Origin of the sequence: Rhizobium binae, assembly GCF_017357225.1 — a bacterium.
In the GTDB taxonomy this organism is placed as follows: domain Bacteria; phylum Pseudomonadota; class Alphaproteobacteria; order Rhizobiales; family Rhizobiaceae; genus Rhizobium; species Rhizobium binae.
Map to the genome: position 1 here is coordinate 914,222 of NZ_CP071604.1, position 25,143 is coordinate 939,364.

Annotated in this window: 22 protein-coding genes; 15 read left to right on the plus strand and 7 right to left on the minus strand. The window is 63.4% G+C overall.

Annotation, left to right across the window (positions count from 1 at the left end; all coding sequences use genetic code 11):
* Positions 1-74: 74 nt before the first annotated feature.
* Both ileS and J2J99_RS04395 read left to right on the plus strand, forming a co-directional pair.
* Positions 75-3,002 (plus strand): isoleucine--tRNA ligase, encoded by a 2,928-nt coding sequence (ileS, locus tag J2J99_RS04390; RefSeq protein WP_168297718.1) that lies wholly within the window; start codon positions 75-77, stop codon positions 3,000-3,002.
* 131 nt (positions 3,003-3,133) lie between these two features.
* On the plus strand, positions 3,134-3,763 hold the full coding sequence (locus tag J2J99_RS04395) for a hypothetical protein (protein ID WP_004675395.1): 630 nt from the start codon (positions 3,134-3,136) through the stop codon (positions 3,761-3,763).
* A 260-nt stretch (positions 3,764-4,023) separates the two neighbouring features.
* Here J2J99_RS04395 and J2J99_RS04400 read toward each other — a convergent pair whose 3' ends face one another.
* Entirely contained in the window at positions 4,024-4,461 is a 438-nt protein-coding gene (locus J2J99_RS04400; protein ID WP_168297717.1) for a nucleoside deaminase, read from the minus strand.
* A gap of 90 nt (positions 4,462-4,551) precedes the next feature.
* Between J2J99_RS04400 and J2J99_RS04405 the strand changes: the two genes are divergently transcribed.
* From J2J99_RS04405 to J2J99_RS04415, 3 genes are read left to right on the plus strand one after another with little or no spacing between them, the layout of a single operon-like run.
* Positions 4,552-6,486, plus strand: a complete 1,935-nt coding sequence (locus J2J99_RS04405; protein WP_168297662.1) for a pseudouridine synthase — start codon at positions 4,552-4,554, stop codon at positions 6,484-6,486.
* The gene (rsmD, locus tag J2J99_RS04410; RefSeq protein ID WP_168297661.1) at positions 6,467-7,027 is read left to right on the plus strand and encodes a 16S rRNA (guanine(966)-N(2))-methyltransferase RsmD; all 561 of its coding nucleotides are present in this window, start codon (positions 6,467-6,469) and stop codon (positions 7,025-7,027) included. The genes J2J99_RS04405 and rsmD overlap by 20 nt, the downstream gene beginning before the upstream one ends.
* Before the next feature lie 13 nt (positions 7,028-7,040).
* Positions 7,041-7,922, plus strand: a complete 882-nt coding sequence (locus J2J99_RS04415; RefSeq protein ID WP_168297660.1) for a patatin-like phospholipase family protein — start codon at positions 7,041-7,043, stop codon at positions 7,920-7,922.
* A 171-nt stretch (positions 7,923-8,093) separates the two neighbouring features.
* Here the strand turns inward: J2J99_RS04415 and J2J99_RS04420 are convergent, their stop codons facing one another.
* The 3 genes from J2J99_RS04420 to J2J99_RS04430 all read right to left on the minus strand — a co-directional run bounded on the left by J2J99_RS04420 (position 8,094) and on the right by J2J99_RS04430 (position 10,877).
* On the minus strand, positions 8,094-8,600 hold the full coding sequence (locus J2J99_RS04420; RefSeq protein WP_168297659.1) for an EVE domain-containing protein: 507 nt from the start codon (positions 8,598-8,600) through the stop codon (positions 8,094-8,096).
* Between the two features lie 3 nt (positions 8,601-8,603).
* Positions 8,604-8,975, minus strand: coding sequence for a VOC family protein (locus J2J99_RS04425; protein ID WP_168297658.1), 372 nt, complete (start codon positions 8,973-8,975; stop codon positions 8,604-8,606).
* Positions 8,976-9,062: 87 nt separating this feature from the next.
* Positions 9,063-10,877 (minus strand): monovalent cation:proton antiporter-2 (CPA2) family protein, encoded by a 1,815-nt coding sequence (locus J2J99_RS04430; protein WP_168297657.1) that lies wholly within the window; start codon positions 10,875-10,877, stop codon positions 9,063-9,065.
* Positions 10,878-10,996: 119 nt separating this feature from the next.
* Between J2J99_RS04430 and J2J99_RS04435 the strand changes: the two genes are divergently transcribed.
* From J2J99_RS04435 to lpxK, 6 genes are all read left to right on the plus strand, one after another.
* Positions 10,997-12,343, plus strand: a complete 1,347-nt coding sequence (locus J2J99_RS04435; protein ID WP_168297656.1) for a TldD/PmbA family protein — start codon at positions 10,997-10,999, stop codon at positions 12,341-12,343.
* A 29-nt stretch (positions 12,344-12,372) separates the two neighbouring features.
* Positions 12,373-13,182: a 3'(2'),5'-bisphosphate nucleotidase CysQ gene (locus J2J99_RS04440; RefSeq protein ID WP_168297655.1), complete on the plus strand. Its 810-nt coding sequence runs from the start codon at positions 12,373-12,375 to the stop codon at positions 13,180-13,182.
* A 63-nt stretch (positions 13,183-13,245) separates the two neighbouring features.
* A complete protein-coding gene (locus J2J99_RS04445; RefSeq protein WP_168297654.1) occupies positions 13,246-13,494 on the plus strand; it encodes a DUF4170 domain-containing protein in 249 nt (82 codons plus the stop codon).
* Between the two features lie 181 nt (positions 13,495-13,675).
* Positions 13,676-14,995: a lipid IV(A) 3-deoxy-D-manno-octulosonic acid transferase gene (waaA, locus tag J2J99_RS04450; RefSeq protein WP_168297653.1), complete on the plus strand. Its 1,320-nt coding sequence runs from the start codon at positions 13,676-13,678 to the stop codon at positions 14,993-14,995.
* 9 nt (positions 14,996-15,004) lie between these two features.
* Complete coding sequence (locus J2J99_RS04455; RefSeq protein ID WP_168297652.1) at positions 15,005-15,727, plus strand: HAD family hydrolase; 723 nt, start codon at positions 15,005-15,007, stop codon at positions 15,725-15,727.
* Positions 15,728-15,840: 113 nt separating this feature from the next.
* A complete protein-coding gene (gene lpxK / locus J2J99_RS04460) occupies positions 15,841-16,914 on the plus strand; it encodes a tetraacyldisaccharide 4'-kinase (protein ID WP_168297651.1) in 1,074 nt (357 codons plus the stop codon).
* A 49-nt stretch (positions 16,915-16,963) separates the two neighbouring features.
* On the opposite strand, the gene J2J99_RS04465 is transcribed toward lpxK, so the two are convergent.
* A complete protein-coding gene (locus J2J99_RS04465) occupies positions 16,964-17,848 on the minus strand; it encodes a GntR family transcriptional regulator (RefSeq protein ID WP_168297650.1) in 885 nt (294 codons plus the stop codon).
* Between the two features lie 99 nt (positions 17,849-17,947).
* Between J2J99_RS04465 and J2J99_RS04470 the strand changes: the two genes are divergently transcribed.
* From J2J99_RS04470 to J2J99_RS04480, 3 genes are all read left to right on the plus strand, one after another.
* Positions 17,948-19,006 (plus strand): ABC transporter permease, encoded by a 1,059-nt coding sequence (locus J2J99_RS04470; RefSeq protein WP_205918931.1) that lies wholly within the window; start codon positions 17,948-17,950, stop codon positions 19,004-19,006.
* The gene (locus J2J99_RS04475; protein ID WP_168297648.1) at positions 19,003-19,767 is read left to right on the plus strand and encodes an ATP-binding cassette domain-containing protein; all 765 of its coding nucleotides are present in this window, start codon (positions 19,003-19,005) and stop codon (positions 19,765-19,767) included. Before J2J99_RS04470 ends, J2J99_RS04475 begins: the two co-directional genes overlap by 4 nt.
* Before the next feature lie 78 nt (positions 19,768-19,845).
* Positions 19,846-20,763, plus strand: a complete 918-nt coding sequence (locus J2J99_RS04480) for a sugar ABC transporter substrate-binding protein (RefSeq protein WP_168297647.1) — start codon at positions 19,846-19,848, stop codon at positions 20,761-20,763.
* 336 nt (positions 20,764-21,099) lie between these two features.
* On the opposite strand, the gene J2J99_RS04485 is transcribed toward J2J99_RS04480, so the two are convergent.
* The gene (locus J2J99_RS04485; protein ID WP_168297646.1) at positions 21,100-21,330 is read right to left on the minus strand and encodes a DUF2093 domain-containing protein; all 231 of its coding nucleotides are present in this window, start codon (positions 21,328-21,330) and stop codon (positions 21,100-21,102) included.
* A 67-nt stretch (positions 21,331-21,397) separates the two neighbouring features.
* The gene (mutL, locus tag J2J99_RS04490; RefSeq protein WP_168297645.1) at positions 21,398-23,215 is read right to left on the minus strand and encodes a DNA mismatch repair endonuclease MutL; all 1,818 of its coding nucleotides are present in this window, start codon (positions 23,213-23,215) and stop codon (positions 21,398-21,400) included.
* A 185-nt stretch (positions 23,216-23,400) separates the two neighbouring features.
* On the opposite strand from mutL, the gene J2J99_RS04495 reads away from it, so the two are divergent.
* Complete coding sequence (locus J2J99_RS04495) at positions 23,401-25,131, plus strand: response regulator (RefSeq protein WP_168297644.1); 1,731 nt, start codon at positions 23,401-23,403, stop codon at positions 25,129-25,131.
* Positions 25,132-25,143: the final 12 nt, after the last annotated feature.

Genomic DNA, 25,143 nt, shown 5'->3' on the forward strand with positions numbered 1-25,143 from the left:
TACAAGCGCTTCCGTCACCAGCTTTTTCACGCCGTTGCGCCCCTTTCTGGGCCGCCAGATACGATTGTCCCGATATGACCGACACAGCCGAAAAGATCGATTACTCGAAGACCCTCTATTTGCCCGAAACCGATTTCCCGATGCGCGCCGGCCTGCCGCAGAAGGAGCCGGAGCTCGTCAAGCGCTGGCAGGAGATGGATCTCTACAAGAAACTGCGCGCCTCTGCCGCCGGCCGCGAAAAATTCGTCCTGCATGACGGCCCGCCCTATGCCAACGGCAACATCCATATCGGCCACGCGCTGAACAAGATCCTCAAGGACGTCATCAACCGCTCGTTCCAGATGCGCGGTTATGACGCCAACTACGTGCCCGGCTGGGATTGCCACGGCCTGCCGATCGAATGGAAGATCGAGGAGGAGAACTATCGCGCCAGGGGCAAGGCCAAGCCCGATCTCAAGGAGCCGGCGGCGATGATCGAATTCCGCCGCGAGTGCCGCGCCTATGCCGAAAAATGGATCAAGGTCCAGGGCGACGAGTTCCAGCGTCTCGGCATCGTCGGCGATTTCGACAACCCGTATCTGACGATGAACTTCCATGCGGAGAGCCGCATCGCCGGCGAACTGTTGAAGATCGCCGCAAGCGGCCAGCTCTATCGCGGCTCCAAGCCGATCATGTGGTCGGTGGTCGAGCGCACGGCGCTGGCGGAAGCCGAAGTCGAGTACCACGATTATGAGAGTGACACGATCTGGGTGAAGTTCCCGGTGAAATTTGTCGTGCGTGACGGCGCGGAAGCAAAGTTTCATCTGCTGGATGCTTCAGTCGTCATCTGGACGACCACGCCCTGGACCATCCCCGGCAACCGGGCGATCGCCTATTCCTCGCGTGTTGCCTACGGCCTTTACGAGGTCACGGCTGCCGAAAATGATTTTGGCCCGCGCCCGGGCGAGAAGCTGATCTTTGCCGATCAGTTGGCTGAAGAATCCTTTGCCAAGGCGAAGCTACAGTACAAGCGTCTTGCCGATGTTACGGCTGCCGATCTTGCCGCCATCACCTGTGCGCATCCGCTCAAGGGTCTGGGAGATGGCTATGAATTTGCCGTGCCGTTGCTCGAAGGCGACCATGTCACCGACGACGCCGGTACGGGCTTCGTGCATACGGCGCCGAGCCACGGCCGCGAAGACTTTGACGTCTGGATGGCGCATGCCCGCGAGATCGAGGCGCGCGGCATCGAGACGAAGATCCCGTTCCCGGTCGACGACGGCGGTTTCTACACGGCTGACGCCCCCGGTCTCGAAGGCGCTCGCGTCATCGACGACAACGGCAAGAAGGGCGATGCCAACGACCGCGTCATCAAGGCGCTGATCGAGCGCAACGCGCTCTTTGCCCGCGGCCGCCTGAAGCACCAGTATCCGCATTCCTGGCGCTCGAAGAAGCCGGTCATCTTCCGTAATACGCCGCAGTGGTTCGTCTATATGGACAAGACGCTGGCGGATGGAACGACGCTGCGCACCCGTGCGCTCACCGCGATCGACGACACCCGCTTCGTGCCGGCTGCCGGCCAGAACCGCCTGCGCGCGATGATCGAGCAACGCCCGGACTGGGTGCTTTCCCGTCAGCGCGCCTGGGGCGTGCCGATCTGCGTCTTCGTCGATGAGCATGGCGCCGTGCTGCAGGATGAGGCCGTCAACCGGCGCATCCTCGAGGCTTTCGATGCCGAAGGCGCCGACGCCTGGTTTGCCGAAGGCGCCAAGGAGCGCTTCCTCGGCAACGAGCATGATCCGGCCAAGTGGTCGCAGGTCATGGATATCCTCGACGTCTGGTTCGATTCGGGCTCGACGCACACCTTCACGCTGGAGGACCGCCCGGACCTGAAATGGCCGGCCGACCTCTACCTCGAAGGCTCCGACCAGCATCGCGGCTGGTTCCATTCCTCGCTGCTGGAATCGGCTGCGACCCGCGGTCGCGCGCCTTATAACGCCGTCCTCACCCATGGCTTCACCATGGACGAGAAGGGCGAGAAGATGTCGAAGTCGAAGGGCAACGTCACCGCTCCGCAGGAGGTGATGAAGGACGCCGGCGCCGATATCCTGCGCCTCTGGGTGATGACCTCGGACTATGCGGACGACCTGCGCGTCGGCAAGACGATCATCCAGACCAATGTCGACGCCTATCGCAAGCTGCGCAATACCATCCGCTGGATGCTCGGCACGCTTGCCCATGACAAGGGCGAGGAGATCGCGCTTGCCGATCTGCCGGAGCTGGAGCAGCTGATGCTGCATCGGCTTGCCGAGCTCGATCAGCTGGTGCGCGAAAACTACGATGCGTTCGACTTCAAGAAGATCGCCCGCGCACTGATCGATTTCGCCAATGTCGAGCTTTCGGCCTTCTATTTCGATGTCCGCAAGGATGCGCTCTATTGCGACGCGCCGTCGAGCCTGCGCCGGCGCGCCAGCCTGCACGTCATCCGCCAGATCTTCGATTGCATGGTGACCTGGCTTGCCCCGATGCTGCCCTTCACCACCGAGGAGGCCTGGCTGTCACGCAATCCGTCTGCCGTTTCCGTGCATCTGGAGCAGTTTGCCACCGTTCCCAAGGAATGGCGCAACGATGCCCTGGCCGAGAAGTGGAAGAAGATCCGCGCCGTGCGTTCGGTTGTAACAGGCGCGCTGGAAATCGAGCGCAAGGACAAGCGCATCGGCTCCTCGCTGGAAGCGGCGCCCGTCGTCCATATCGCCGATGCCGAGCTTCGCAAGGCGCTCGAGGGACAGGATTTCAGCGAAGTCTGCATCACCTCGGGCATCACCATCAAGGCGGACGCCGGTCCGGCGGAAGCCTTCCGCCTGGCTGAAGTGCCTGACGTCGCCGTCGTTCCGAAGCTCGCCGAGGGTGTCAAATGCGCGCGTTCCTGGCGCATCACCACCGATGTCGGTTCCGATCCCGACTATCCCGACGTCTCGGCGCGTGATGCTGCGGCCTTGCGTGAGCTCGGCATCCGCGCCTGAAGATATTTGCCGGGTGAATTGCCTTTGTGGCGTTCATCCGGTAAAAGCTGCCTGAAAATGGCCGGATTTTTGCGTCAGGGGGACGGTTGTCCGGTTGGGCAACGATTGCACCGGTGGCTGGAAGGGTTTTCATGTTCGCAACGCATTGGTTCCGTATGGGCGCCTGCCTGTCTGTCGTCGTGGCGGGATGCTCGTTGGTGTCCAGTTGCGCCAGCAGCCCGACCTACGGCACCGACAAGACAGCCATGGAGCAGTTGACCGACGATCTCGGCCAGTCCGTGTCGCTGACCGGGCCGGATCCGAAGAACAAGGGCGTCAAGTATTCGCCGCGTCCCACACTGGTGTTACCGGCCGAGGGGCAGAGGGAGACCCTTGTTCAGCCGCAGCAGACCGTGGCCACCAAGGACAATCCGCAATGGCTTGAATCACCGGAGGAGACTCGCGCCCGCCTCGTTTCGGAGGCCGACGCGAATTCCGACAATCCGAACTACCGCTCGCCGCTCGCCAGCTCGGCGATCGAAGGCGGCCGGCGCACGACGGAAGCCCAGACACAGGCCTATCGCGAAGCCCGCGCCCTGCAGAAGGGCTCCTACGTCGATCAGCGCCGCTACATTTCCGACCCGCCGCCCGGTTACCGCACCGTCGACGACCCGGCAAAGCTCGACGATGTCGGCGAGCCCGAGCTCAAGAAGCAGAAGAAGCGCAAGAAGGACGCGGCGATCGCCAACAGCGGCAAGCAGTGGTGGAACTTCCTGCAATAGCGGCATGTGCTAGCGCTTAGGCGCGGCCTCAGGAGATTGACGAGGGCAGCCCCTCATCCGGCTGCCGCCACCTTCTCCTCGTAACCAGGGCAAAGGGACCATGCCGCAACCTCTCCGTACCCCACAATCTCTCGCAGGGCACGTCCCTTCACCCATTTACGGGCCGCAGAACGGGTTGAGACCAGTGGCTCGACCCCGGCAAGATTAGGGTGAGGGGCAGCCATCGGCGCAATCCGATAGCATTGGCGTGAGGTTCAGAATTAAAGCGCCTCTCTCTTTTGCGAAAAGAAGGTCCGCAAAATCTCGGCCGACTGAACCTCGTTGAAGCCGGAATAAACCTCCGGCGCGTGGTGGCAGGTCGGCTGCGCATAGAATCGCACGCCGCTGTCGACGGCGCCGCCCTTCGGGTCCTCGGCGCCGTAATAGAGCCTGCGGATGCGTGCAAACGAAATGGCTGCGGCGCACATGGTGCAAGGCTCCAGCGTCACATAGAGATCGGCGCCGGCAAGCCGTTCCTGTCCAAGCGCTTCGCAGGCGAGCCGGATTGCGGCGATTTCGGCATGGGCGGTGACGTCATTGAGCTCGCGCGTGCGGTTTCCCGAGCGGGAAACGGCGATATCGTCGACGACGACGACGGCGCCGATCGGTACCTCGTCGCGTTCGCCGGCGGCGCGCGCCTCTTCGAGCGCCATCTCCATGAAACGATTTGTCTTCACGATCGTACGAATTTCCACTTAACCGCAGATGCGTGACCTGATAGACAGGCCCAAAAGGCAGGCAAACAACAAATGACATCCAAAGACAAGCCAAAACGCCCGGGCGCAAAGCCCTTTTCACGCGACGCCGGGGCCAAGGCCGGTCCGAAAGCGGGCGGCGCGAAGCCGGCAAAGGCTGCAGCTGCGCGCCCGGCCGCGGCCGAAACCGAGAGCGAGGCCAAGGCCGAACGCATTTCCAAGGTGATGGCACGCGCTGGCGTCGCCTCCCGCCGCGATATCGAGCGCATGATCATGGAAGGCCGGGTGACGCTGAACGGCAGCGTTCTCGACACCCCCGTCGTCAACGTCACGCTTGCCGACCGGATCGAGGTCGACGGCATGCCGATCCGCGGCATCGAGCGCACCAGGCTGTGGCTCTATCACAAGCCGGCCGGCCTCGTGACCACCAATGCCGATCCGGAAGGCCGCCCGACGGTCTTCGACAACCTGCCGGAAGAATTGCCGCGCGTCATGTCGATCGGCCGTCTCGACATCAACACTGAGGGCCTGCTGCTGCTGACCAATGACGGCGGTCTGGCCCGGGCGCTGGAACTGCCGGCGACCGGCTGGCTGAGGCGCTATCGCGTGCGCGCCCATGGCGAGATCGATCAGGAGGCGCTCGACAAGCTGAAGGACGGCATCGCCGTCGACGGCGTGCTCTATGGTTCCATCGAGGCGACGCTCGATCGCACGCAAGGCTCGAACGTCTGGATCACCATGGGCCTTCGCGAAGGCAAGAACCGCGAGATCAAGAATGTGCTCGGCGCCCTCGGCCTCGACGTCAACCGGCTGATCCGCATTTCCTACGGCCCGTTCCAGCTCGGTGATCTGCCGGAAGGCCACGTCATTGAAGTGCGCGGACGCACGCTCCGCGACCAGCTCGGCCCGCGCCTCATCGAGGAAGCCAAGGCCAATTTCGACGCGCCGATCTATAACGCCCCGGCGGTCGCCGCCGAGGACGAGGTTGAGGTCGCGGCGCCGGAGAAGCGTGAGCGGCCGCGCCGTGACGAGGACAAACGCGAAAGGGCGCTGAGCCGTCTCGACACCAGGCGGGACGACCGCCGCAGCGCGGGGCGCAGAGATGACGATCGCCGCGACGGCGGCCGCCGGGATGGCGAGAAGCCGAAGCGCTCCGAGCCGCTCGGCCAGCGCCGCAGCGCCAATGTCTGGATGGCGCCGGGCGCCCGGCCGCTCGGCGAAAAGGCGGCGGCCAAAGCTGCCAAGAACGCCCAGACTGCGCGCCGGCGCGGCGAACAGGCGCCGGCAAAGAACGCCTTCGATCGCATCGAGGATCGCCCGCACACACCGATCAACCGTGTGCGCGAAGAGGACGGCGAATGGATCCGCTCGAGCGAGCAGCCTCGCCGAAAGGATGAGGGCGAGGGCTTCGGCCGCAAGCGCTCCTTCGGCGATCGTCCCGCCCGCGAAGACCGCGGTTTCGGCGATCGTCCTTCACGCGGCGACCGGCCCTACGGCGATAAGCCGCGCGTCGATCGCAGGCCATATGCCGATGGCGACGAGCGTCCGCGTGCCGCCAGAGCCTCTGCCGGCGAAGGCCGCTCGGAGCGTCCGCGTGGCGACCGTCCGTTCGGCGATCGTCCATCGCGCGGAGATCGCCCTTTCGGCGACAAGCCGCGCGGCAATCGCAGACCGCGCGAAGAAGGTGACGAACGCCCGCGGGCAGCCAGAAGCTTTGCCGGCGAGGGGCGCTCCGAGCGTCCGCGCGGCGAAAGGTCTTTCGGCGACAAGGCTCCCGGCGGCAAGGCTCCCGGTGGCAAGTTTGGGGGCGACAAGCCGCGCGGCAAGGGCTTCGGCACCAAGCCCGGCGGGTCGAAGAATTTTTCCGGCAAGCCGAAGGGCGCCAAGCCGGGTGGTGACAGACCGGGCGGTGACAGGCCTGCGGGCGGCCCGTCCAGAGGCGGTGCGAGAGGAAAAGGAATGACGCGCGGTGCGGATCGTCGGCGGTGAGTTTCGCGGCCGGCCTCTCGCCGTGCCAAAATCCAACGATATCCGGCCGACTGCCGACCGGACGCGCGAGAGCCTGTTCAATATATTGAGCCACGCGTATCCGGAATGCGTCGACGGCACCCGGATCCTTGATCTTTTTGCCGGCACCGGCGCCGTCGGCATTGAAGCCGTGTCGCGCGGCTGTCGCCATGCGCTCTTCGTCGAAAACAGCGTCGAGGGCAGGGCGCTGCTCTGGGAAAATATCGACGCGCTCGGCCTGCACGGCCGCACGCGCATCCTGCGCCGCGATGCGACCGATCTCGGCAGCGTCGGCAATCTCGAAGTTTTCGACGTGCTGTTTGCCGACCCGCCCTATGGCAAAGGCCTCGGTGAAAAGGCGATGGCGGCGGCCGCCCAGGGCGGCTGGCTCAGGCCGGGCGCGATCGCGGTGCTCGAAGAACGCGCCGATGTTGTCGTTTCCGTGCATCCTTCCTATGTTTTCCTCGAAAGCCGCACCTTTGGCGATACGAGGGTGCATTTCTTCCGGTATCAGCCGCAATAAGCGGGAGCGGGGCGTGCAGCAGGCAGAATTCATCAGCCCGAAACTGCCTGCGATCAGCGACCTTCCGACGGTGGCGGTCGCTTTCGGCGGCGGCGGCGCGCGCGGACTTGCCCACATCCATATCATCGAGACGCTCGACGAACTCGGCATCCGCCCGGTGGCGATATCGGGCTCGTCGATGGGCGCGATCATGGGCGCCGGCATGGCCGCCGGCATGTCGGGGGCCGAAATCCGCGAACATGCGCTGACGACCGTCGGCAACAAGACGGCGGTCGTCGCCCGCATCTGGGGTCTCAGGCCGGCAACGGTGCGCGATGCGGTGGCCAAGGGCATCCGCATTGGCCAGTTCAACCTGGAGCGGATCCTCAAAGCCTTTCTGCCGGCCGAGTTGCCGGCCCGCTTCGAGGATCTGCTGGTGCCGATGAAGGTCATCACCACGGATTATTACGGGCAGAATCAAGTCATCATCGAAGAGGGCGAGCTGTTTCCCGCACTCGCCGCTTCTTCCGCCATTCCTGCCGTCTTCATGCCGGTGCGCCTGCGCGGCCGGGTGATGATCGACGGCGGCATCAGCAATCCGGTGCCCTATGAACCGCTGATGGATCTTGCCGACATCGTCATCGGCATCGATGTCGTCGGCGCGCCGGAAGGCGACGGCACCCATATTCCGAACCGCATGGAAAGCATCTTCGGCTCCGGCCAGCTGATGATGCAGACGGCGATCACGCTGAAGCTGAAGCTCTGCCAGCCGCACATCTTTCTGCGCCCCGCTGTCGGCCGCACCGGCGTCATGGATTTCCTCAAGGCCCGCGACGTGCTGGCCATGTCGGTCGGCGTCAAGGACGAACTGAAATTCGCCCTCGACCGGGAAATCGAAGCGCGGCTGAAGCGCTGAAGCACTATTGGGCGTGGCCCTCATGGCCGTCGCGGGGGCCCTGGTGCGCGAACCCGATGAGAGGATGCGCAGTGCCCACTGCTCGATCTGTTTCGCCCGCCTGATCAAATTTCCCTCTCGCATCGCACCGATCGCGCGTTCAATAATGCCGCTCTCCCCAGATTCAATGCGTCAATTTCGCAAATGCTCTCTGCGTGGTCGAGGAAGCAGCGGCTCTCCTGAGGCTGGATGCAGGTCGAGCATCTGAAACTCCTCCGGCATTGCATCGAGCATCGCTTCGGCTATCAGTTCGGCATCGTTATTGCCGATTTCGAACAGCCCAAAGCGGAGTTGATAACCCCAGCCTGGCCGGCCACTTGTGAAGGACAGTCGGTCGAGCAGTGGCCGGATAGGTGTTTCCATCGCCGGCCACCACGCGACATCCCGCCTCCAGGGGCGAAAGTCGGCGCTGACTTCTACCTGATAGGCATCGGCTGCCTTGACGATGCCAATTGCCGTGAACGCTTGGAGGCGATCCGTGCCGCCGAACGTTTCGGTCGGCGAGTAATAGATGATGCGGTCTCCGGGCGCGCTCCGCCTGAGCGGGGCCGCCTTTCCGTGACAGACCTGCATGAACCCTGCTTCGCGCCCGGTGCGGACGTGATTTGCCGAGGCAACTGCGATCCAGCTCCGGGACATGGCTCAGTTCTCCGCCACGTTATAGACGCGCAGGCGATGGCCATCGGGATCCGCGGCGACGAAGCTACGGCCGAAATCGAGATCGGTCGGCGGAAACAGGATGGTCGTTCCCTTGCCTTGCCATTCGGCATGAAGCGTATCGACGATGTCGGCGGTCGCCACCTTGAAGCCGAGATCACAGCCGCCGCCTGCAGCAGTCGGCGCCGGCTCAACGCCCGCTTTTCCCCAGAGGCCAAGTGCCAGACCGGAAGGCAGCATCAACATGGCGAAGGTTGGGCTGTATTCGATGGGCTCCAGTCCGAGCAGTTGCGCATAGAAGCTGGCGCTCTTGGGCGCGTCGGTTACGAAGAGAAGAATGCTGTTGCTGTCGATCACGGTAGGCTCCTGTTTGTGGGGCAGGAGGATTTCTACAGATGCCTGCTGACAGAATCTGGCAGTAGCAATCGTCTGAGCGATGTCGTTCTACGCGTCCGCTGTCGCATCCGCGGTTCCCGCCAACGGGTCGTCCTCGAAGGGATCGGCGGCCCGCTTCGGCTTGACCAGCGGTTCGGGGCGCACCGGGTGGGAAAACAGCATGTCGCGCCCGGCCTGCAGCCCCTCGGAGACCTGCAGGGCGAGCCGCGCCTCGTCGCGCTTGCGGATGTCCTCGCCGATTTCATAGGCGTCGGTCTCGGAGACCCCCAGTGCCTCCAGCGTCCGCCGTCCGAACAGCAGGCCGGATTCCAGCGTTTCACGCAGCTCGTAGTCGACGCCCTTGTTGCGCAGCTCGATCGAGTGGATGCGGTCGTAGGAACGCACATAGAGCCTGGTGTGCGGATAGTCCGCCTGCACCAGCTCCACCACCTTGTCGGTGATCTCCTTCTTCTGCGTGCAGACGAGCACGATCTTCGCCCGGTCGATCCCGGCCGAGCGCAGCACGTCCTTGCGCGTCCCGTCGCCGAAATAAATGCGGAAGCCGAAGGTGGAGGCCTGGCGGATGCGGTCGGCCGAAAAATCGATGACGGTGACGCTGCGCCCGCCGGCAAGCAGGATCTGGGCGGCGATCTGGCCGAAACGCGAGAAGCCGACCATCAGCACGTCGGCGCCGGCCCCTTCGAAATCCTCGTCCAGTTCTTCCTGCGCATCGCCGTTGAGCAGCCGCTTCGACAGCGCTGCTCCGATAGGCGTCAGCGCCATGGAGAGGGTCACGATCGCCACCAGCAGCGAGGCCGTGCTCGTCGACATCAGTCCGGTGACGCCCGCCGCAGTAAACAGCACGAAGCCGAATTCGCCGCCCTGCGGCAGCAGGAAAGCGATGCGGATCGCATCGTCATGCGGCGAGCCGGAGATCCGGCAGAGTCCATAGATGATGATCGCCTTGACGGCCATGACGATCGGCACGGCGACGATGACGAAGAGCGCGTTGTCGGCGAGAACGTCGAGCTGCAGCGACAGGCCGACGGCGATGAAGAAGATGGCGAGCAGCACGCCGCGGAAGGGCTCGATGTCGGCCTCCAGCTCATGCCGGTAGGAGGATTCGGCCAGCATCACGCCGGAGAGAAAGGCGCCCATCGCCATCGAAAGGCCGGCGAGCTGCATCAGGCTCGCCGATCCCATGACGACGAAGAGGGCGGCGGCGATCATTGCCTCGCGGGCGCCGGTCCGCGCGATGACCTGGAAGAGCGGCGTCAGCAGGTAGCGTCCGGCAACGACCATCGCCGCCACCGCGCCGACGGCGACGGCAAAATCGGTGAGCGGCGCATTGCTGCCCTTGTCGCCGCCGTCGAGCACGGAGATCAGCGCCAGCAGCGGCACGATCGCCAGATCCTGGAACAGGAGCATCGAGAAGGAACGCTGCCCGTATCTGGTATTGACATCGCCGTCGCCCTCGAGGATCTGCATGGCGAAGGCGGTCGAAGACAGCGCCAGGCCGAAGCCGGCGACGATGCTGCCGCGCCAGTCGAGAACGCCAGAGGCCCAGGCGAGCGCGGTCAGCGCCAGTCCCGTCACCACCACCTGCGCCGTCCCGAGGCCGAAAATGTCGCGCCGCATCTGCCACAGGCGGCTGGGCTTCAATTCCAGCCCGATGATGAACAGCAGGAAGACGACACCGAGCTCGGCGACGCCGAGGATCTGTTCGCCATCGGTAATGCCGTGGAAGACCGGACCGATGACGATGCCGGCGGCGAGATAGCCGAGGACGGTGCCGAGCCCCAGCTTCTTGAAGATCGGAGCGGCGACCACCGCGCCGCCGAGCAGCAGGATCGTTTCGGAAAAAAGGGCGTTGGGCGCTGACATGCTGACAATTTCTTTCCGTGGCGGGGGCATGCAGGCAGTCCCGATAAAGAATCGGCGGCGGCGGCACTTGATGCTTGGGAGAGTGCACAATAAATGGAACGCGAAGGAAAGGCCAAATCATGTCCTCTGAAATCGATTCCTCGACACTTCTTTCCCGCGCAAGTCAATTGATCGATCTGGCGAGGAAGGCAGGGGCCGACGCCGCCGATGCCGTCGTCGTTCGCTCGCGTTCGCAATCGGTCAGCGTCCGTCTTGGCAAGGTCGAGGGAACGGAATCCTCCGAAAGCGACGATTTCTCGCTGCGGGTCTTCATCGGCAAACGCGTCGCCAGCGTTTCTGCCAATCCGGGCTTCGATCTGCAGTCGCTTGCCGAACGCGCCGTCGCCATGGCCAAAGTCTCGCCGGAAGATCCCTTCGCCTGCCTCGCCGATGAGGCGAGGCTTGCGAAATCCTATCCCGATCTGCAATTGTTCGATGCCACCGAGGTCTCCTCCGAGATGCTGCGCGAGGCGGCTCTTGCCGCCGAGACGGCGGCCCTCGCAGTCAAGGGCGTGACAAATTCCTCCGGCGCCGGCGCATCCGCCGGCATGGGCGGCCTTGTTCTCGCCACCTCGCACGGTTTTGCGGGCAGCTACATGGGGTCCCGTTTCGGAAACTCCGTCAGCGTCATCGCTGGCGAAGGCACCGGCATGGAACGCGACTATGATTTCGACAGCCGCCTCTATTACGCCGAGCTCGACGACCCCGCCGAAATCGGCCGCCGTGCCGGCGAACGCGTGGTCAAGCGTGTCAATCCGCGCCAGGTGCCGACCGGCAAGAACGTCACCGTCATCTTCGACCCGCGTGTCGCCCGTGGCTTCGTCGGCCATATCGCCGGCGCGATCAACGGTGCCGCCGTCGCCCGCAAGACCAGCTTCCTGCGCGACAGGATGGGTCAGCAGGTGTTGAAGTCAGGCCTGTCGATCACCGACGATCCGCTGATCGTACGCGGCCCCTCCTCGCGGCCCTTCGACGGCGAGGGCGTGTCCGGCGAGCGGCTGGTGATGATCGAGGACGGTGTCCTGAAGCACTGGTTCCTTTCGACCTCGACCGGCCGCGAGCTCGGCCTTCCAACCAACGGCCGCGGCGTGCGCGGCGGCACCGCGGTTTCGCCGGCCTCCACCAACCTCGCCCTCGAACCCGGCGACATCTCGCCGGAGGAACTGATCCGCAGCGTCGGCAGCGGATTTTACGTCACCGAACTGATCGGCCACGGCGTCAACATGATCACCGGCGAATACAGCCGCGGTGCCACCGGCTTCTGGATCGAGAACGGCGAACTCACTTTCCCGGTGTCGGAAGTGACGATCGCCTCGAACCTCAAGGACATGTTCATGCGCCTGACGCCGGCAAACGACATCGACCGCAAGTTCGGCGTCGCCGCACCCACCTTCGCCATTGAAGGCATGACGCTCGCGGGACAGTGAGGAGCGGCGAGAAGGAAGTGATTGACGCGATGAGCGATAGCGAAAGGCTCCGCTGGCAGGGCGATCTCGCCTTGATCGCCGAGGCTGCGAGGGAGGCCGGCGCGGTCGCCTTCGGCTTCTTCAACCAGTCCCCCGAGGTCTGGTGGAAGAACGGGGATCGCTCTCCCGTCAGCGCCGCCGATTTCGCCGCCAACAAGACGCTCGAGTCGATCTTGCGCAAGGCCCGGCCGGAATATGGCTGGCTGTCGGAGGAAACGGAGGACGATGCCGAGCGCCTCTCGCGGGAGACGATGTTCATTATCGATCCGATCGACGGTACGCGCGCTTTTCTCGCCGGGCAGAAGGTCTGGTGCGTCAGCGTCGCCGTCGTCCATCGCGGCCGGCCGGTCGCCGGCGTGCTCTATGCCCCGGCGCTCGAAGAGCTTTATGAGGCCGTCGAGGGCGGCGCGGCGCTGAAGAACGGCGAGCCCTTCATCGTTTCCGCCGCCGGGCCGGAGGAGACGAGCCGTCTGGCAATCGGCGAAGATGTGCTGAAGACCCTTCCCGCGACGTTCCGCGAGCGGGTCAGGCGCGAAAAACATGTCCCGTCGCTTGCCTATCGCATCGCCATGGTGGCGGACGGCCGCCTCGAAGCCACCTTCGTCAAGGGCAATTCGCACGATTGGGACCTTGCCGCCGCCGATCTGATCCTGGCCAGTGCCGGCGGCCGCCTCGTCGACCTCGACGGAAATCGGGTCGTCTATAATCGCGCCGAAGTCACCCACAAGGTGCTGTGCGCGGCGCCTGCGCCTCGCATCGATGAGTTTCTCACGGCCTTTGCCGGGCGACGAGACAGTTGACGTTTCCGTCAAAATCCCGCAGATGGGGTGGCGGAGGAGAATGGGCAGAAAGAGAACAAGAAAATGACTGAGTCCGGTGACAAGAAGCAGCTTTTGCATCTCGTATTTGGCGGCGAACTGGAAAGCCTCGATGACGTCCAGTTCCGTGACCTGAAAGGTCTCGATATCGTCGGCATCTTTCCCGATTATGCCACGGCGCTGACAGCCTGGAAGGCGAAGGCGCAGCAGACGGTCGACAATGCGCATATGCGCTATTTCATCGTCCACATGCATCGTTTGCTCGATCCGCAGGAAAGGGCGGGCGGCCACTGACCTCGGCCATCGATTTCGTGCCAAGTGCCGGCGGCGCCATCGGTCGCGCCGGGCTTGCCGCATCGGCGCCGTCGAACCGGATCGTTTGACGCATTCTGAACAAATTAATCGGCCATTTCGGCCGCAACGATAATCAGGGAATGGGTTTGATGTCGATCGTCTTGGATCGGAGGCTGGCGCAATGAGCTCCCGGATGGCGCGGTTCGGTCTGAGCGCATATCGTCTGGCGGGAACCGTAGCCTCTCCGGTCGTCGGCCTCTATATCACCTACCGCACGGCCAAGGGCAAGGAAGACCGCGCGCGCCGCCTGGAACGCTTCGGCTATCCGAGCGCCAACCGGCCACAGGGTCCGCTCGTCTGGTTTCATGCCGCAAGTGTCGGCGAAACCAATGCCGTCATTCCGCTGATCCGCGAAATCCGCCGCCGCGATATCCACGTCATCCTGACGACCGGCACCATCACGTCGGCCAGGCTTGCCGCCGAGCGCCTCGGCGATGAAGCGATCCATCAATATGTGCCGCTCGACCTGAAGCCGTCTGTCAGCCGCTTTCTCGATTATTGGCAGCCCGATTGCGCCATCATCGCCGAATCCGAGATCTGGCCGGCAACCGTGCTGGAACTCGGCCGCCGCCGTATCCCGCAGATCCTGATCAATGCCCGCATGTCGGACCGCTCCTTTGCCCGCTGGCGCCGCCGCCCGTCGATCGCCGAAGCCCTGTTCGAAAATCTCGCCCTCGTCATTTCCCAGTCGGATGTCGATGCCGAGCGTTTCCGCGATCTCGGCGCCGTTCCGGTCATCACCTCGGGCAACCTCAAGGTCGATACCGACGCTCCGCCCTATGACAGCGCTGTCCTCGCCCGCTACAAGAAGCAGATCGGCGATCGCAAGACCTGGGCGGCGATCTCGACCTTCGACGGCGAGGAGAATGCCGCCGGCATCGTCCATCGCGCCCTGAAGGAACGCGATCGCCAGTTGACGATCATCGTGCCGCGCCATCCCGAGCGCAGCGACGAGATCGAGGCGGCTCTGGTCAAGCAGGGCCTCAAGGTCGCCCGCCGCACCCGCGACGACATCCTGTCCGCCGACATCGATGTTTTCCTCGGCGACACGATCGGCGAAATGGGTCTTTATCTGCGCCTGACGGAGATTGCCTTCGTCGGCCGGTCGCTGTTTGCCGAAGGCGGCCAGAACCCGCTCGAGCCGGCCATGCTTGGCTGCGCCATCCTCTCCGGCGGCAATGTGCAGAATTTCCGCGAGGCCTATCAGAAGCTTGCCCGCAGCGGCAGCGCCCGCATGGTGCGCGATACCGAAATGCTGGCCAAGGGCGTGCACTACCTTTTGACCAACGACGAAGCCCGCCGCACCATGATCGAAGCCGGCATCGCCACCGTGCACGAGATGCGCGGCGCTCTCACGGCGACGGTCAAGGGGCTGGAACCCTATATCAATCCGCTGACGGTCAAGGCGCGCCTGTTGCCCAGGGCCGTCGCCCAGTTCTGAGGAGGCGTAATGTCCGGCTCGGCGCGTATCAAAGGCATCCTCTTCGACAAGGACGGCACGCTGCTCGATTATGACGAGAGCTGGTTGCCGGTCAATCGCGAGCTTGCCCGCATTGCCGCCGAGGGCGATCCGCTTCTCGCGGACCGTTTGCTCTTAGCCTGCGGCATGGATCCGGTAACCGGCCATATCGTTCCCGACAGCCTGCTCGCCGCCGGCAATACCCGTCAGATCGCCGAGGGGCTCGTCGCCGCCGGCTCGATGGTTGCTGTCGGCGAACTGACGATCCGTCTCGACGATCTCTTTTCCGGCGCCGCCGAATTTTCCGTGCCGGTGACCGATCTTGCCTGCTTCTTCGCAAGGCTGCATCGGCGCGGCTTCAAGCTCGGCGTCGCCTCCAGCGACAATGAGCGGTCGATCCGCCAGACGGCCGAACGTTTCGGTTTTGCCGGCTATGTCGATTACATCGCCGGCTATGACAGCGGCTTCGGCGTCAAGCCGCAACCGGGCATGGTGCTCGGCTTCTGCGCCGCGACCGGTCTTTTGCCGGAAGAGGTCGCGATGGTCGGCGACAATAATCATGATCTGCATATGGGCCTGAATGCGGGAACGGGGCTCAGGATCGCCGTGCTGACCGGCACCGGCTCGCGCGATTCGCTTGCCGCCGCTGCCGATCATGTGCTCGACGATATCACCGCCATCGAGACATTGCTGCCCGACCTGCAACTGGCCTGAACGACGCGCGATCTTTGCAAGGGCTTGCATTTTCACCGGTTTTGGCCTCTCAATCCGCCGGTCGAATAGCAAGGGGCCGGTTCTGAAGCCGGGCAGGGGAGCAGGACGGCACGATGATATCCGAAGCGCCGCCGTTCTGGTGGAGGAAAGCCGATTGGCGGGCCTGGGTGCTGGCGCCGCTTTCCTTTCTCTACGGCCGTGTCGCCGGCCACCGCATGGCCCATGCGCGCCGCGCCTCCGTATCCATTCCCGTCATCTGCGTCGGCAATTTCACCGTGGGCGGCGCCGGCAAGACGCCGACGGCGCTGACGATCGCCCGCGCCGCCAAGGCGAAAGGCTTGAAACCCGGCTTTCTCAGCCGCGGTTACGGCGGTTCGCTCGACGTGACGACGGTGGTCGATCCTCATCATCACCGGGCCGTCGCCGTCGGCGATGAGCCGCTGCTGCTTGCCCAGGAGGCGCTGACGGTGATTTCCCGCCGGCGTGTCGAGGGTGCCGCGCGGCTGGTGGCGGAAGGCGCCGACCTCATCATCATGGACGACGGTTTCCAGAGCGCCCGGCTGGCGATCGACTATGCCCTGCTCGTCATCGACGCGACGCGCGGCCTCGGCAATGGCCATATCGTGCCGGCCGGCCCGGTCCGCGCGCCGATCGCCCAGCAATTGCGGTCGGCGACGGCCCTGCTGAAGGTCGGTGGCGGCCATGCCGCCGACAGGATCGTCCGCATGGCGGCGCGTGCGGCAAAGCCCTATTTCACTGCATCGCTCAAGGTGCGTGGCGACGATCGGCTCGCCGGCATCAGGGTGCTGGCCTTTGCCGGCATTGCCGATCCCGCCAAATTCTTCCGCACCGTCGAATCGCGCGGCGCCGAGATCGCCGTCGCCAAGACCTTCGGCGACCACGAGCACCTGACTGAGGAAGAGATCGGCGATATCCTGACGACCGCCGAGCGCCAGGATCTTCTGATCGTGACCACCTCGAAGGATTTCGTCCGCCTGTCCGGCCATCACGGCAAGGCGCAAGAGCTGGCGCAAAAGTGCCGGGTGATCGAGGTCGACATGGTCTTCGACGATCACCTCGCTCCGGGCTTGATCATCGACCGGGCGATCGTCGCCTGCCGCGAGCGCCGTCTGCGGGAGATGAAGGCGGGGGATAAAGCCATTCCACGCAAGGCTGAACCGCTGTAACGCGTGCTGACGTGGCAAAGTTTCCACCAGCCTCGGAGCGGCGGCGGCGTCACGCGATCGAGCGAAGTAAGGTTTCGCGGGCGGAGGTCAGATGCGAGCGGCAAGCCCGATCGATCGAGGCGATATTGCGGCTTTCAAGGGCGTCGATCAGTGCGAGATGCTCCCTGATGGCGACTTCATTGCGCGTCCGCTCATCGCGCTTGTTCCACTGATAGTGATAGTGGAAGACGATGGCGATCACGTCCTGGAAGCTTTCGATAAAGCGGTTCGGCGCGACCGCCGCAATGAGCCGATGGAATCGGCTGTCGAGCTCCGAGAAATCCTGAAACCGGACGTCGATACCCGCCAGCAGCTCCAAATGTGCCGCCCGCATAGCACGGACCTGCTTCCAGATGGGCGAGCCGTCGGGCAGGGTGGCGAACAATCGCGCGGAGCGCATTTCGAACATCTCCCTGATCTCGAACAGTTCGAGTGCGAAATTCGCGGTGAAACCTTTGAAAACCCAGCCGGCATTCTGACGTTTCTCGATCAGCCCATATTTCTGAAATCGATTGAGAAACTCACGCACGATCGTTGTCGCGACCCCGAATTTCCTCGCGAGTTCCGCCTCGTTGATCTCCGTGCCCGGACAGGCATTGTCGCGCAGCATCCACTCCATGAAGCTCGTCTCGACCTGTTCCGAGATGGCTAGGGTCTGCTCCTTCGGATAGCGCTCTGTCTGCTGCGGGTGCTCACGTATGATCCGTCTGTGCGCTTCGGATGCGATGACCCCGCGGGCGGACATGCCCGCCAGCACCTTCCGCACCGTCGTTCTGCTGACGCCAAGCTGGGCGCGCAGCGCGTTTTCGGACGGCAATTCCGTTCCAGGATCGAGCGTCCGAAGAAGATCGATCATGTCGTTGAAGGCCCGCTTGAAGGTCGTATCCATTCTCATGAGGCAACCTCTGGTATGATTATCTATCTATAAAAAACAAGTTGACGTACGTGTATCATATGTTTCTTATGTATAAAGAACGGGGGAGGCTAGGGGAATTTGGAAGACTCCGGGATTCTGCCTCAGAATTCGTCCCGGCCTGGGGGTTCGCAGGATGCGACCTTCCATCCGAGACAATCTGGCATCTCATGGGGGCTGAAGCTATTGAGCCTGGGCCCACTGTTGATCCTCGTTCTGCTGATCGCCGTCGTCAGTTTGATCACGCCGGCCTTTCTAAAGCCCGTCAACCTGGGCAACATCCTGGCGCAAACCGCAGTGATTGCTGTTGTGGCGATGGGACAGCAGCTCGTTATCCTGACCCGTGGGATCGACCTGTCTGTCGGCTCGAACCTGGCGCTAGCCACGGTCATCGGCGGACTCGCCTACCAGCAGGTTGATTCCTCGATCGTCGTCATCGTGGCCATGCTGCTTGCAGGTGCGGTTGTCGGGGCGATAAACGGCGCGGTCTTTGTCTATGGCCGGCTGCCGCACCCCTTCATTATAACAGTTGCGACCTTGAGTATTTGCCGCGGCCTGGCCCTTTCATTGGCTCCCGGCCACACCACCATGCGCGGGATGCCTGATGCGATTGCCGTGATCGGCGGCGGTACGACGCTTGGCGTGCCCAACTCTTTCTTTGTCGTCACCATATTCGCGTTTCTTTTTCTGATCCTGACGAAATCGATGGTCTTTGGCCGATGGATCTATGCGGTCGGCGGCTCGCCGAATGCCGCCAGAAGCATGGGTATACCGGTAAAGGGCGTTCTGCTCGCAACCTACATCATCTGCGGCTTTTGTGCAGGTGTCGGCGCGGTGCTGCTTGCAGGACGGACCGCCGCCGCCTCGCCAATCTACGGCAATCTCCTGGAGCTCGACACCATTGCTGCGGTGATCATCGGTGGCGCCAGCTTCCTTGGCGGCCGGGGCCATCTCGGCCACGCACTGATCGGCGCCGTTCTGATCGGCGTTATCCGCAACGCCCTTAACTTACTCGGCGTCGACGTGTTCTTTCAAATGATCGCGATTGGGCTCGTCATCGTCATTGCCGTAGAGGCCGATGTGCTTCGCAACCATCTCGAGGCGCGCGCGCGTGTGCTTCAAACGGCGAGAATACAATGAGCCCTGCATCGACGACACCGGCACTTTCGGTACGAAACGCGCAGAAGCGCTTCGGGGCGATTCATGCCCTGAAAAACATAAGCTTCGATGCATATGCAGGTGAGGTAACCGCTCTTTTGGGCGACAACGGCGCCGGCAAGTCAACGCTCGTCAAATGCATCAGCGGGCTTCACAGTCTCGACGAAGGAGAAATTCTTGTCGACGGCGCTCCCGTATGGCTCAATTCAACGGCGGCGGCCCGCCGCGCCGGTATTGAAACCGTCTATCAGGACCTGGCGCTTTTCGACAACCTGACTCCGGTACAGAATTTCTATTGCGGCCGGGAGATCGCCTTTCCCTCCTGGCTGCCGCGTCCGCTCCGCTTCCTCAACTCGGGCATGATGCGGCGGGAGGCAGCAAGCGTCATCGATCGCCTGAAGGTCAAGCTGCCGAGATTCGACGCGCCGGTCGCACTGATGTCCGGGGGGCAGCGACAGGCGATCGCGGTCGCGCGCGCCATCGTCTTTGCGCGCAAGCTCGTGCTCCTCGACGAACCAACGGCGGCCCTCGGCCTTCGCGAGGCCCGCCAGGTTCTTGATCTGATCAATCAGCTTAAAGCCGCCGGCAATGCGGTGATCTTGATCACGCACAATATGGAACACGTCGTCGAGATCGCCGATCGGGCGGTCGTGCTGCGCCAAGGTCGCAAGGTCGGTGAACTGAAGCCAACGGAAGCGAATAAGCAGGACCTTGTCGCGATGATTGTCGGCGCCGGGGCTTGAGGGAGATCGCTGCTTCGTTTGGGGCAGCGAACAACGAGATCGCTCTAGAGGAGAGCGGTCGAACATGGGAGGTGTATCATGAAACGGCATTTCCTGCTGGGGACCCTGGGGATCCTGGCCGTCGCTGCAGTACCATCCTTGGCGCAGGAGCCGATCAAGCTCGGCTTCATAACCAAATTCCCCGTACCGTTCTTTGCAACAATGGAGAACGCCGCGAAGGACTATGCGAAGAGAAATCCCGGCGTCGAGATCATTTACGGGCAGGGTACGTCGGCAACTGACATCGAGGGCCAGATTGCGCAGATCGAGTCCATGGTGACGCGAGGCGTGCAGGGCATTGCCATTACCCCGGTCGATCCCACCGTATCCACTGCTCTGGATAAGGCGGTTGCCGCCGGCGTCAAGGTCGTGCTGATGGATAATAATATCCCGGATTGGAACGGCAGGACGGCGCTTGCCACGACCAACAATTTCGCCGCGGGCAAAATCGCGGGCGAATACCTCAAAACTGTTCTTAAAGCCGGAGACACGCTTGGGATTCTCGAGGGCGTGCCCGGCGTGCCGGCGCTTGATGACCGTGTGAAGGGGATGCTGGAAGGCCTGAACGGCCTTGACGTCAAGATCGTCGGAAAAGGCGCGACAAACTGCACCGAGGAACTCGGTATCAGCGTCGCCGAGGATCTGCTCACGAAGAACCCGGACCTCAAGGCGATCTATGCCGCCTGCGGTCCGCCCGCTGCTGGCGCAGCGCGGGCGATCAAGAATGCCGGCATTGCCAATGACAAGATTGTACTGGTCGGTTTCGACTTCTGCTGTGGCGAGGAGGAAGCGCTGAAGAGTGGAGTCGAGGACGCGTCGGTAGCGCAGTTCCCCACCAAAATGGCTGAGCTCGGCGTGGATGCCCTGGTGAAATCGATACGCGGAGAAAAGGTTGAGTCTTTGATCGACTCCGGCGCCGCCCTCGTAACGCCCGACAATATGGCATCCTTCAAGTGAACCGTTGCTCCTGTGGGTCGCCAAAGCCGCGAAGCAAGTCTCACCTCGTTATCGGATTGATATCGTGGAACTCTGTGGCCCGGAGCTTTATTGGCCAGTCGATGCGGAAGGCGCCGTGGACGAGCCGGTGCCTTCCGGTCGCCGGGCGACCTGAGCGGATTTTCTAGCGGCAACAACTCGGCGCCGCAGACGAGAAGACCATCCGCATCGGCCAACCCCCGAAGGCCCTCGTAGGCGTCTCCGCCGCAGCGCTTGCGATGTCTCTGCCGTCCCCAAAGCTGCGCGCTTTGAAGGGGATAGAGCGTCTCGAGCGCGCCGGTTAAACGCGGCCCCGCCCTACCGCCGCTGGTTCGGCAGCACGCCGGCGCGTTTGTCGGCTTCGATCGCCGAGATCACGTCGGCATAGGGCTCCTGGCGGGCGACGCTCCAGTAGCGCAGTTCGTCGAGCGGAATATGTTTTCCCGTGATCGCGCAGACGACGTAGGAGCCGGGCGAGACAATCTGGAAATCACCGTCGAGATAGCGGATCTTCGCCTCGCGGTTTCCGTGCCCTTCGAACAAATTCATGCGCTCCGTTCCCTGCTGCCTGTCATGCGTCTGCCATACTCCCGCAACAGCGGCATTGCCAGCTTTTTTAGCTTCTGCCGAAAAGCCGTTCGATATCGCTGAGCTTCAATTCGATATAGGTCGGCCGACCGTGATTGCATTGTCCGGAGCCGGGCGTCACTTCCATTTCTCTCAGCAGCGCATTCATTTCCTCCGGCCGCAGCCGCCGTCCGGAACGAATCGATCCGTAGCAGGCCATGGTCGCCGCCACATATTCGAGCTTGGCCGAGAGGCCGGACGCCGTGTCCCATTCGGCGATCTCGTCGGCAAGCTGGCGGATGAGGCCATGGGCGTCGACCTCGCCGAGCATGGCCGGCGTCTCGCGCACGGCAATCGCCCCGGGGCCGAAACGCTCGATCGCCAGACCCAGTTCCGAAAGCTCGGCCGCATGCTGCATCAGCCGGTCGCAATCCTCCTCGGGAAGGTCGATGATCTCAGGAATGAGCAGCACCTGCGAGGCCAGCCGCTTCGAATGCAGCGCCTTGCGCATCGCCTCGAAGACCAGCCGCTCATGCGCGGCATGCTGGTCGACGATGACGAGCCCGTCCTCGGTCTGGGCGACGATATAGTTGGCGTGGATCTGCGCCCGCGCCGCGCCGAGCGGATAGCGCCCGGATGTTTCGGCGGCGGCCGGTTCGGGTGCGGTCGGCCGCAGCGAAGGCTGCGGCTCGGCCCGTGCCGTCGGCATCGACAGCCCGTCGAAGGACGCCTGCGGCCGATCACTGAGACCGGTTGCCGGCTGGTAGGGCCGAAAGGGTGAGGTCTCGGCCGACCATCCGCCCTGCGGCCGCTGGGCATAGGGCTGGAAGCCGGGGCGGAAGGCGCGCAGCATGTCGCTCGCCCCTGTTGTCGCCGCCCGGCTGCCGTCGCGCGCCAGGGCCTCGCGGATGGCGCCGACGATCAGGCCGCGCACCAGGCCCGGGTCGCGGAAGCGCACGTCGGATTTTGCCGGATGCACGTTGACGTCGACGAGCGCGGGATCGAGCCTGATCGACAGCACCGCCACCGGATAGCGTCCTGAAGGAATCGTCTCGGCATAGGCGCCGCGGATCGCCGAGAGGATCAGCTTGTCCTGCACCGGCCGGCCGTTGACGAAGGCATATTGATGAGCGGAGTTGCCGCGGTTGAAGGTCGGCACGCCGGCAAAGCCGGTGAGCGAGATGTCCTCGCGCACGGCATCGAGCGCGATGGCGTTGTCGCGGAATTCCTTGCCGAGCACCTGCGCCATGCGCGCCAGATGGTCGTCGCCGGTCGCCGGAAATTCCAGCGTCGTACGGTCCGAGCCCGACAATACGAAGCGCACGGCGGGAAAAGCGATCGCCATACGCTTGACGATCTCGGTAATGGCGCCGGCCTCGGCCTTTTCGCTCTTCAGGAATTTGAGCCGCGCCGGCGTGGCGAAGAACAGGTCGCGCACTTCGACGATCGTGCCGGGATTGGCGGCGGCCGGCCTGATATGCACGATCTTGCCGCCGGCAACGGCAATCTCGTGGCCGCCGGCGCTGTCGCGCCTGCGGCTGGCGATGCTGAGCCTGGCGACGGAACCGATCGACGGCAGCGCCTCGCCGCGGAAGCCGAGTGTGCGGATGTCCTCGAGCGTCTCGGAGATCTTCGAGGTGCAGTGGCGCCGGACCGCCAGCTCGAGATCGGCCGCCTCCATGCCGGAGCCGTTGTCGCTGACCCGCAGCAGCGCCTTGCCGCCGCCTGCCGTGGCGATCTCGATGCGCGTCGCCCCGGCATCGAGCGCATTTTCGATCAGTTCCTTGGCGGCACTCGCCGGTCGTTCGATGACCTCGCCGGCGGCGATCTGGTTGATGAGCGTTTCGGAAAGCTGTCTGATGGTCATGGGCTATTTTCGAGGATTCGCGGGCAGGAGGGAAGGGGATTCCATAGGCTTTACAAAAGCCCGATCTGCGACTCCCCAGTTTTCGGCGGTCGGTAGTGTTAAGTCGGTTTTAATAGAAAAATGGCATTTTTATTCATATACCTCCGGAAGCTGTGAAAAATCGAACAGATGTGGGACGCAACAGTATGAGTGCCGGCTTCGAAACGGCGGACACGTCATCGCAAATCGACGCGACGCCCGCCGAGGCCGATCTGCAGACGGCGCTTTTCGATGTCGTGTGCGACAGCCTTTCGGCTGCGTTCATCATCTACGACAAGAACGATCATCTGATCTTCGCAAGCCGCCAGATCCTCGAATTCTTCCCGCTGCGGGCGGAGATGCTGAAGCCGGGCACGCGGCTGCGCGATTTCCTGGGTGCGATCTACGATACCGGCGTTCGCCAGCAATATGATGTCAAGCAGGGCGGCTCACTCAGCCGCGAGGACTGGCTGTCGCAGAAGATCGCCTCGCATTGGCGCGAGCGCTTCGATGCCGTTGAGCGCCATGGCGCCGACAGCTGGGTCCGCTTCGTCAAGCGCAGGCTGCCGGGCGGTTATGGCGTCACGATCATCTCCGACATTTCTGAGGACAAGAAGCGCGAGGAGCAGTGGCGCTCGGATCTGGAGCGGGTGCAACTCACCGAGGACATTCTCGACAATCTGCCGTTTCCGCTTTTCGTCAAGGACCGCAATCTTACCTACGTCGCGGTCAATCTCGCCTTCTGTGAGAAATACCAGACCACCGCCGACGAGGTGCTCGGGCGCAAGAGCGGCGATCTCTTTTCGCCTGAGATCGCCAAGCGCTTCGAAGAGAGCGACCGCCACGTGCTGGAGTCGGGGGAAATGTCGGTTTCCCGCCAGCGACAGATCTCCCGCGATGGCATCGAGCGCGACATCGTCACCCGCAAGCATCGTATCGGCAAGCCCGGCCGCTATTTCCTGGTGTCGACGATGCAGGACCTGCCGCGCGACGGTGCCGATCTCGACGAGTTCCAACGCGCCTCGGCGGTCACCACCTCTGCCAACCAGAGCTATCGCCGCGCCTATGTACCGGTGCAGAGCGCGGTGGAGCGCCGCGAACCGGCGGCGATGGAAGCGATCGTTCCGGAGAATTTCTCCGGCCGCAAGATCCTCGTCGTCACCGCCGACCTCGCCGCCGAGGCCGCGGCTTTGCGGACGCTGTCGAAATACGGCTTCGAATCCTGTTCGGTGCGCGGTGAGGACGAGGAGGAGCGCTTCCTGGAAATCGCCACCTCCTCCGGCCTCTCGCTCGATCTCTTGATCATCGACAATCAGATGGGCATGCGCTGCCTCGAGCTTGCCGAGCAATACGGCATACCGGCGCTCGTCGTGGACGGCTTCCAGATCGCCAACGAGCTCACCTTTCAGATCGCCCGCCATTTCAACCGCAACAGCCGCAACAACGGCGCCGGCACGGATGGGGATTGGGACATCAGCATCTCGGACGACACGGTCGGCCTGCAGGTCCTCGTCGCCGAAGACAATGATATCAACCAGATCGTCTTCACACAGATCCTCGAGGGTCTCGGTTATCGCCATATGATCGCTGCGACCGGCGACGAGGTCGTGCGCCTCTGGGCCGAACACAGGCCGCAGGTGGTGCTGATGGACATTTCTCTGCCGGGCTTCAACGGCTTCGAGGCCGCGCGCCTGATCCGGCAGATGGAGGAAGGCGGGGCCGCAGCCCGCACCCCGATCATCGGCGTGCTCACCCAGGCCTTCGAGCGCGATCGAGCCGAATGCGTCAAATCGGGCATGGACGACGTCATCATGAAGCCCGTCAGCCCCGACATGCTCGAGGCGGTATTTCAGAAATATTTGGTGGAAGAGGGCGTTCGGGTTCGAACGCGCGCGTGACACTGAAACTGC

Bases quoted from the DNA above. Each gene is read 5' to 3' on its own strand.
- J2J99_RS04435 (WP_168297656.1), top strand. From the start codon at position 10,997: ATGTCCTCTGAAATCGATTCCTCGACACTTCTTTCCCGCGCAAGTCAA.
- J2J99_RS04395 (WP_004675395.1), top strand. From the start codon at position 3,134: ATGTTCGCAACGCATTGGTTCCGTATGGGCGCCTGCCTGTCTGTCGTC.
- J2J99_RS04495 (WP_168297644.1), top strand. From the start codon at position 23,401: ATGAGTGCCGGCTTCGAAACGGCGGACACGTCATCGCAAATCGACGCG.
- J2J99_RS04475 (WP_168297648.1), top strand. From the start codon at position 19,003: ATGAGCCCTGCATCGACGACACCGGCACTTTCGGTACGAAACGCGCAG.
- J2J99_RS04420 (WP_168297659.1), bottom strand. From the start codon at position 8,600: ATGTCCCGGAGCTGGATCGCAGTTGCCTCGGCAAATCACGTCCGCACC.
- J2J99_RS04405 (WP_168297662.1), top strand. From the start codon at position 4,552: ATGACATCCAAAGACAAGCCAAAACGCCCGGGCGCAAAGCCCTTTTCA.
- J2J99_RS04440 (WP_168297655.1), top strand. From the start codon at position 12,373: ATGAGCGATAGCGAAAGGCTCCGCTGGCAGGGCGATCTCGCCTTGATC.
- lpxK (WP_168297651.1), top strand. From the start codon at position 15,841: ATGATATCCGAAGCGCCGCCGTTCTGGTGGAGGAAAGCCGATTGGCGG.
- mutL (WP_168297645.1), bottom strand. From the start codon at position 23,215: ATGACCATCAGACAGCTTTCCGAAACGCTCATCAACCAGATCGCCGCC.
- J2J99_RS04430 (WP_168297657.1), bottom strand. From the start codon at position 10,877: ATGTCAGCGCCCAACGCCCTTTTTTCCGAAACGATCCTGCTGCTCGGC.
- J2J99_RS04465 (WP_168297650.1), bottom strand. From the start codon at position 17,848: ATGAGAATGGATACGACCTTCAAGCGGGCCTTCAACGACATGATCGAT.
- J2J99_RS04480 (WP_168297647.1), top strand. From the start codon at position 19,846: ATGAAACGGCATTTCCTGCTGGGGACCCTGGGGATCCTGGCCGTCGCT.
- J2J99_RS04400 (WP_168297717.1), bottom strand. From the start codon at position 4,461: ATGGAGATGGCGCTCGAAGAGGCGCGCGCCGCCGGCGAACGCGACGAG.
- J2J99_RS04445 (WP_168297654.1), top strand. From the start codon at position 13,246: ATGACTGAGTCCGGTGACAAGAAGCAGCTTTTGCATCTCGTATTTGGC.
- J2J99_RS04485 (WP_168297646.1), bottom strand. From the start codon at position 21,330: ATGAATTTGTTCGAAGGGCACGGAAACCGCGAGGCGAAGATCCGCTAT.
- waaA (WP_168297653.1), top strand. From the start codon at position 13,676: ATGAGCTCCCGGATGGCGCGGTTCGGTCTGAGCGCATATCGTCTGGCG.
- J2J99_RS04455 (WP_168297652.1), top strand. From the start codon at position 15,005: ATGTCCGGCTCGGCGCGTATCAAAGGCATCCTCTTCGACAAGGACGGC.
- ileS (WP_168297718.1), top strand. From the start codon at position 75: ATGACCGACACAGCCGAAAAGATCGATTACTCGAAGACCCTCTATTTG.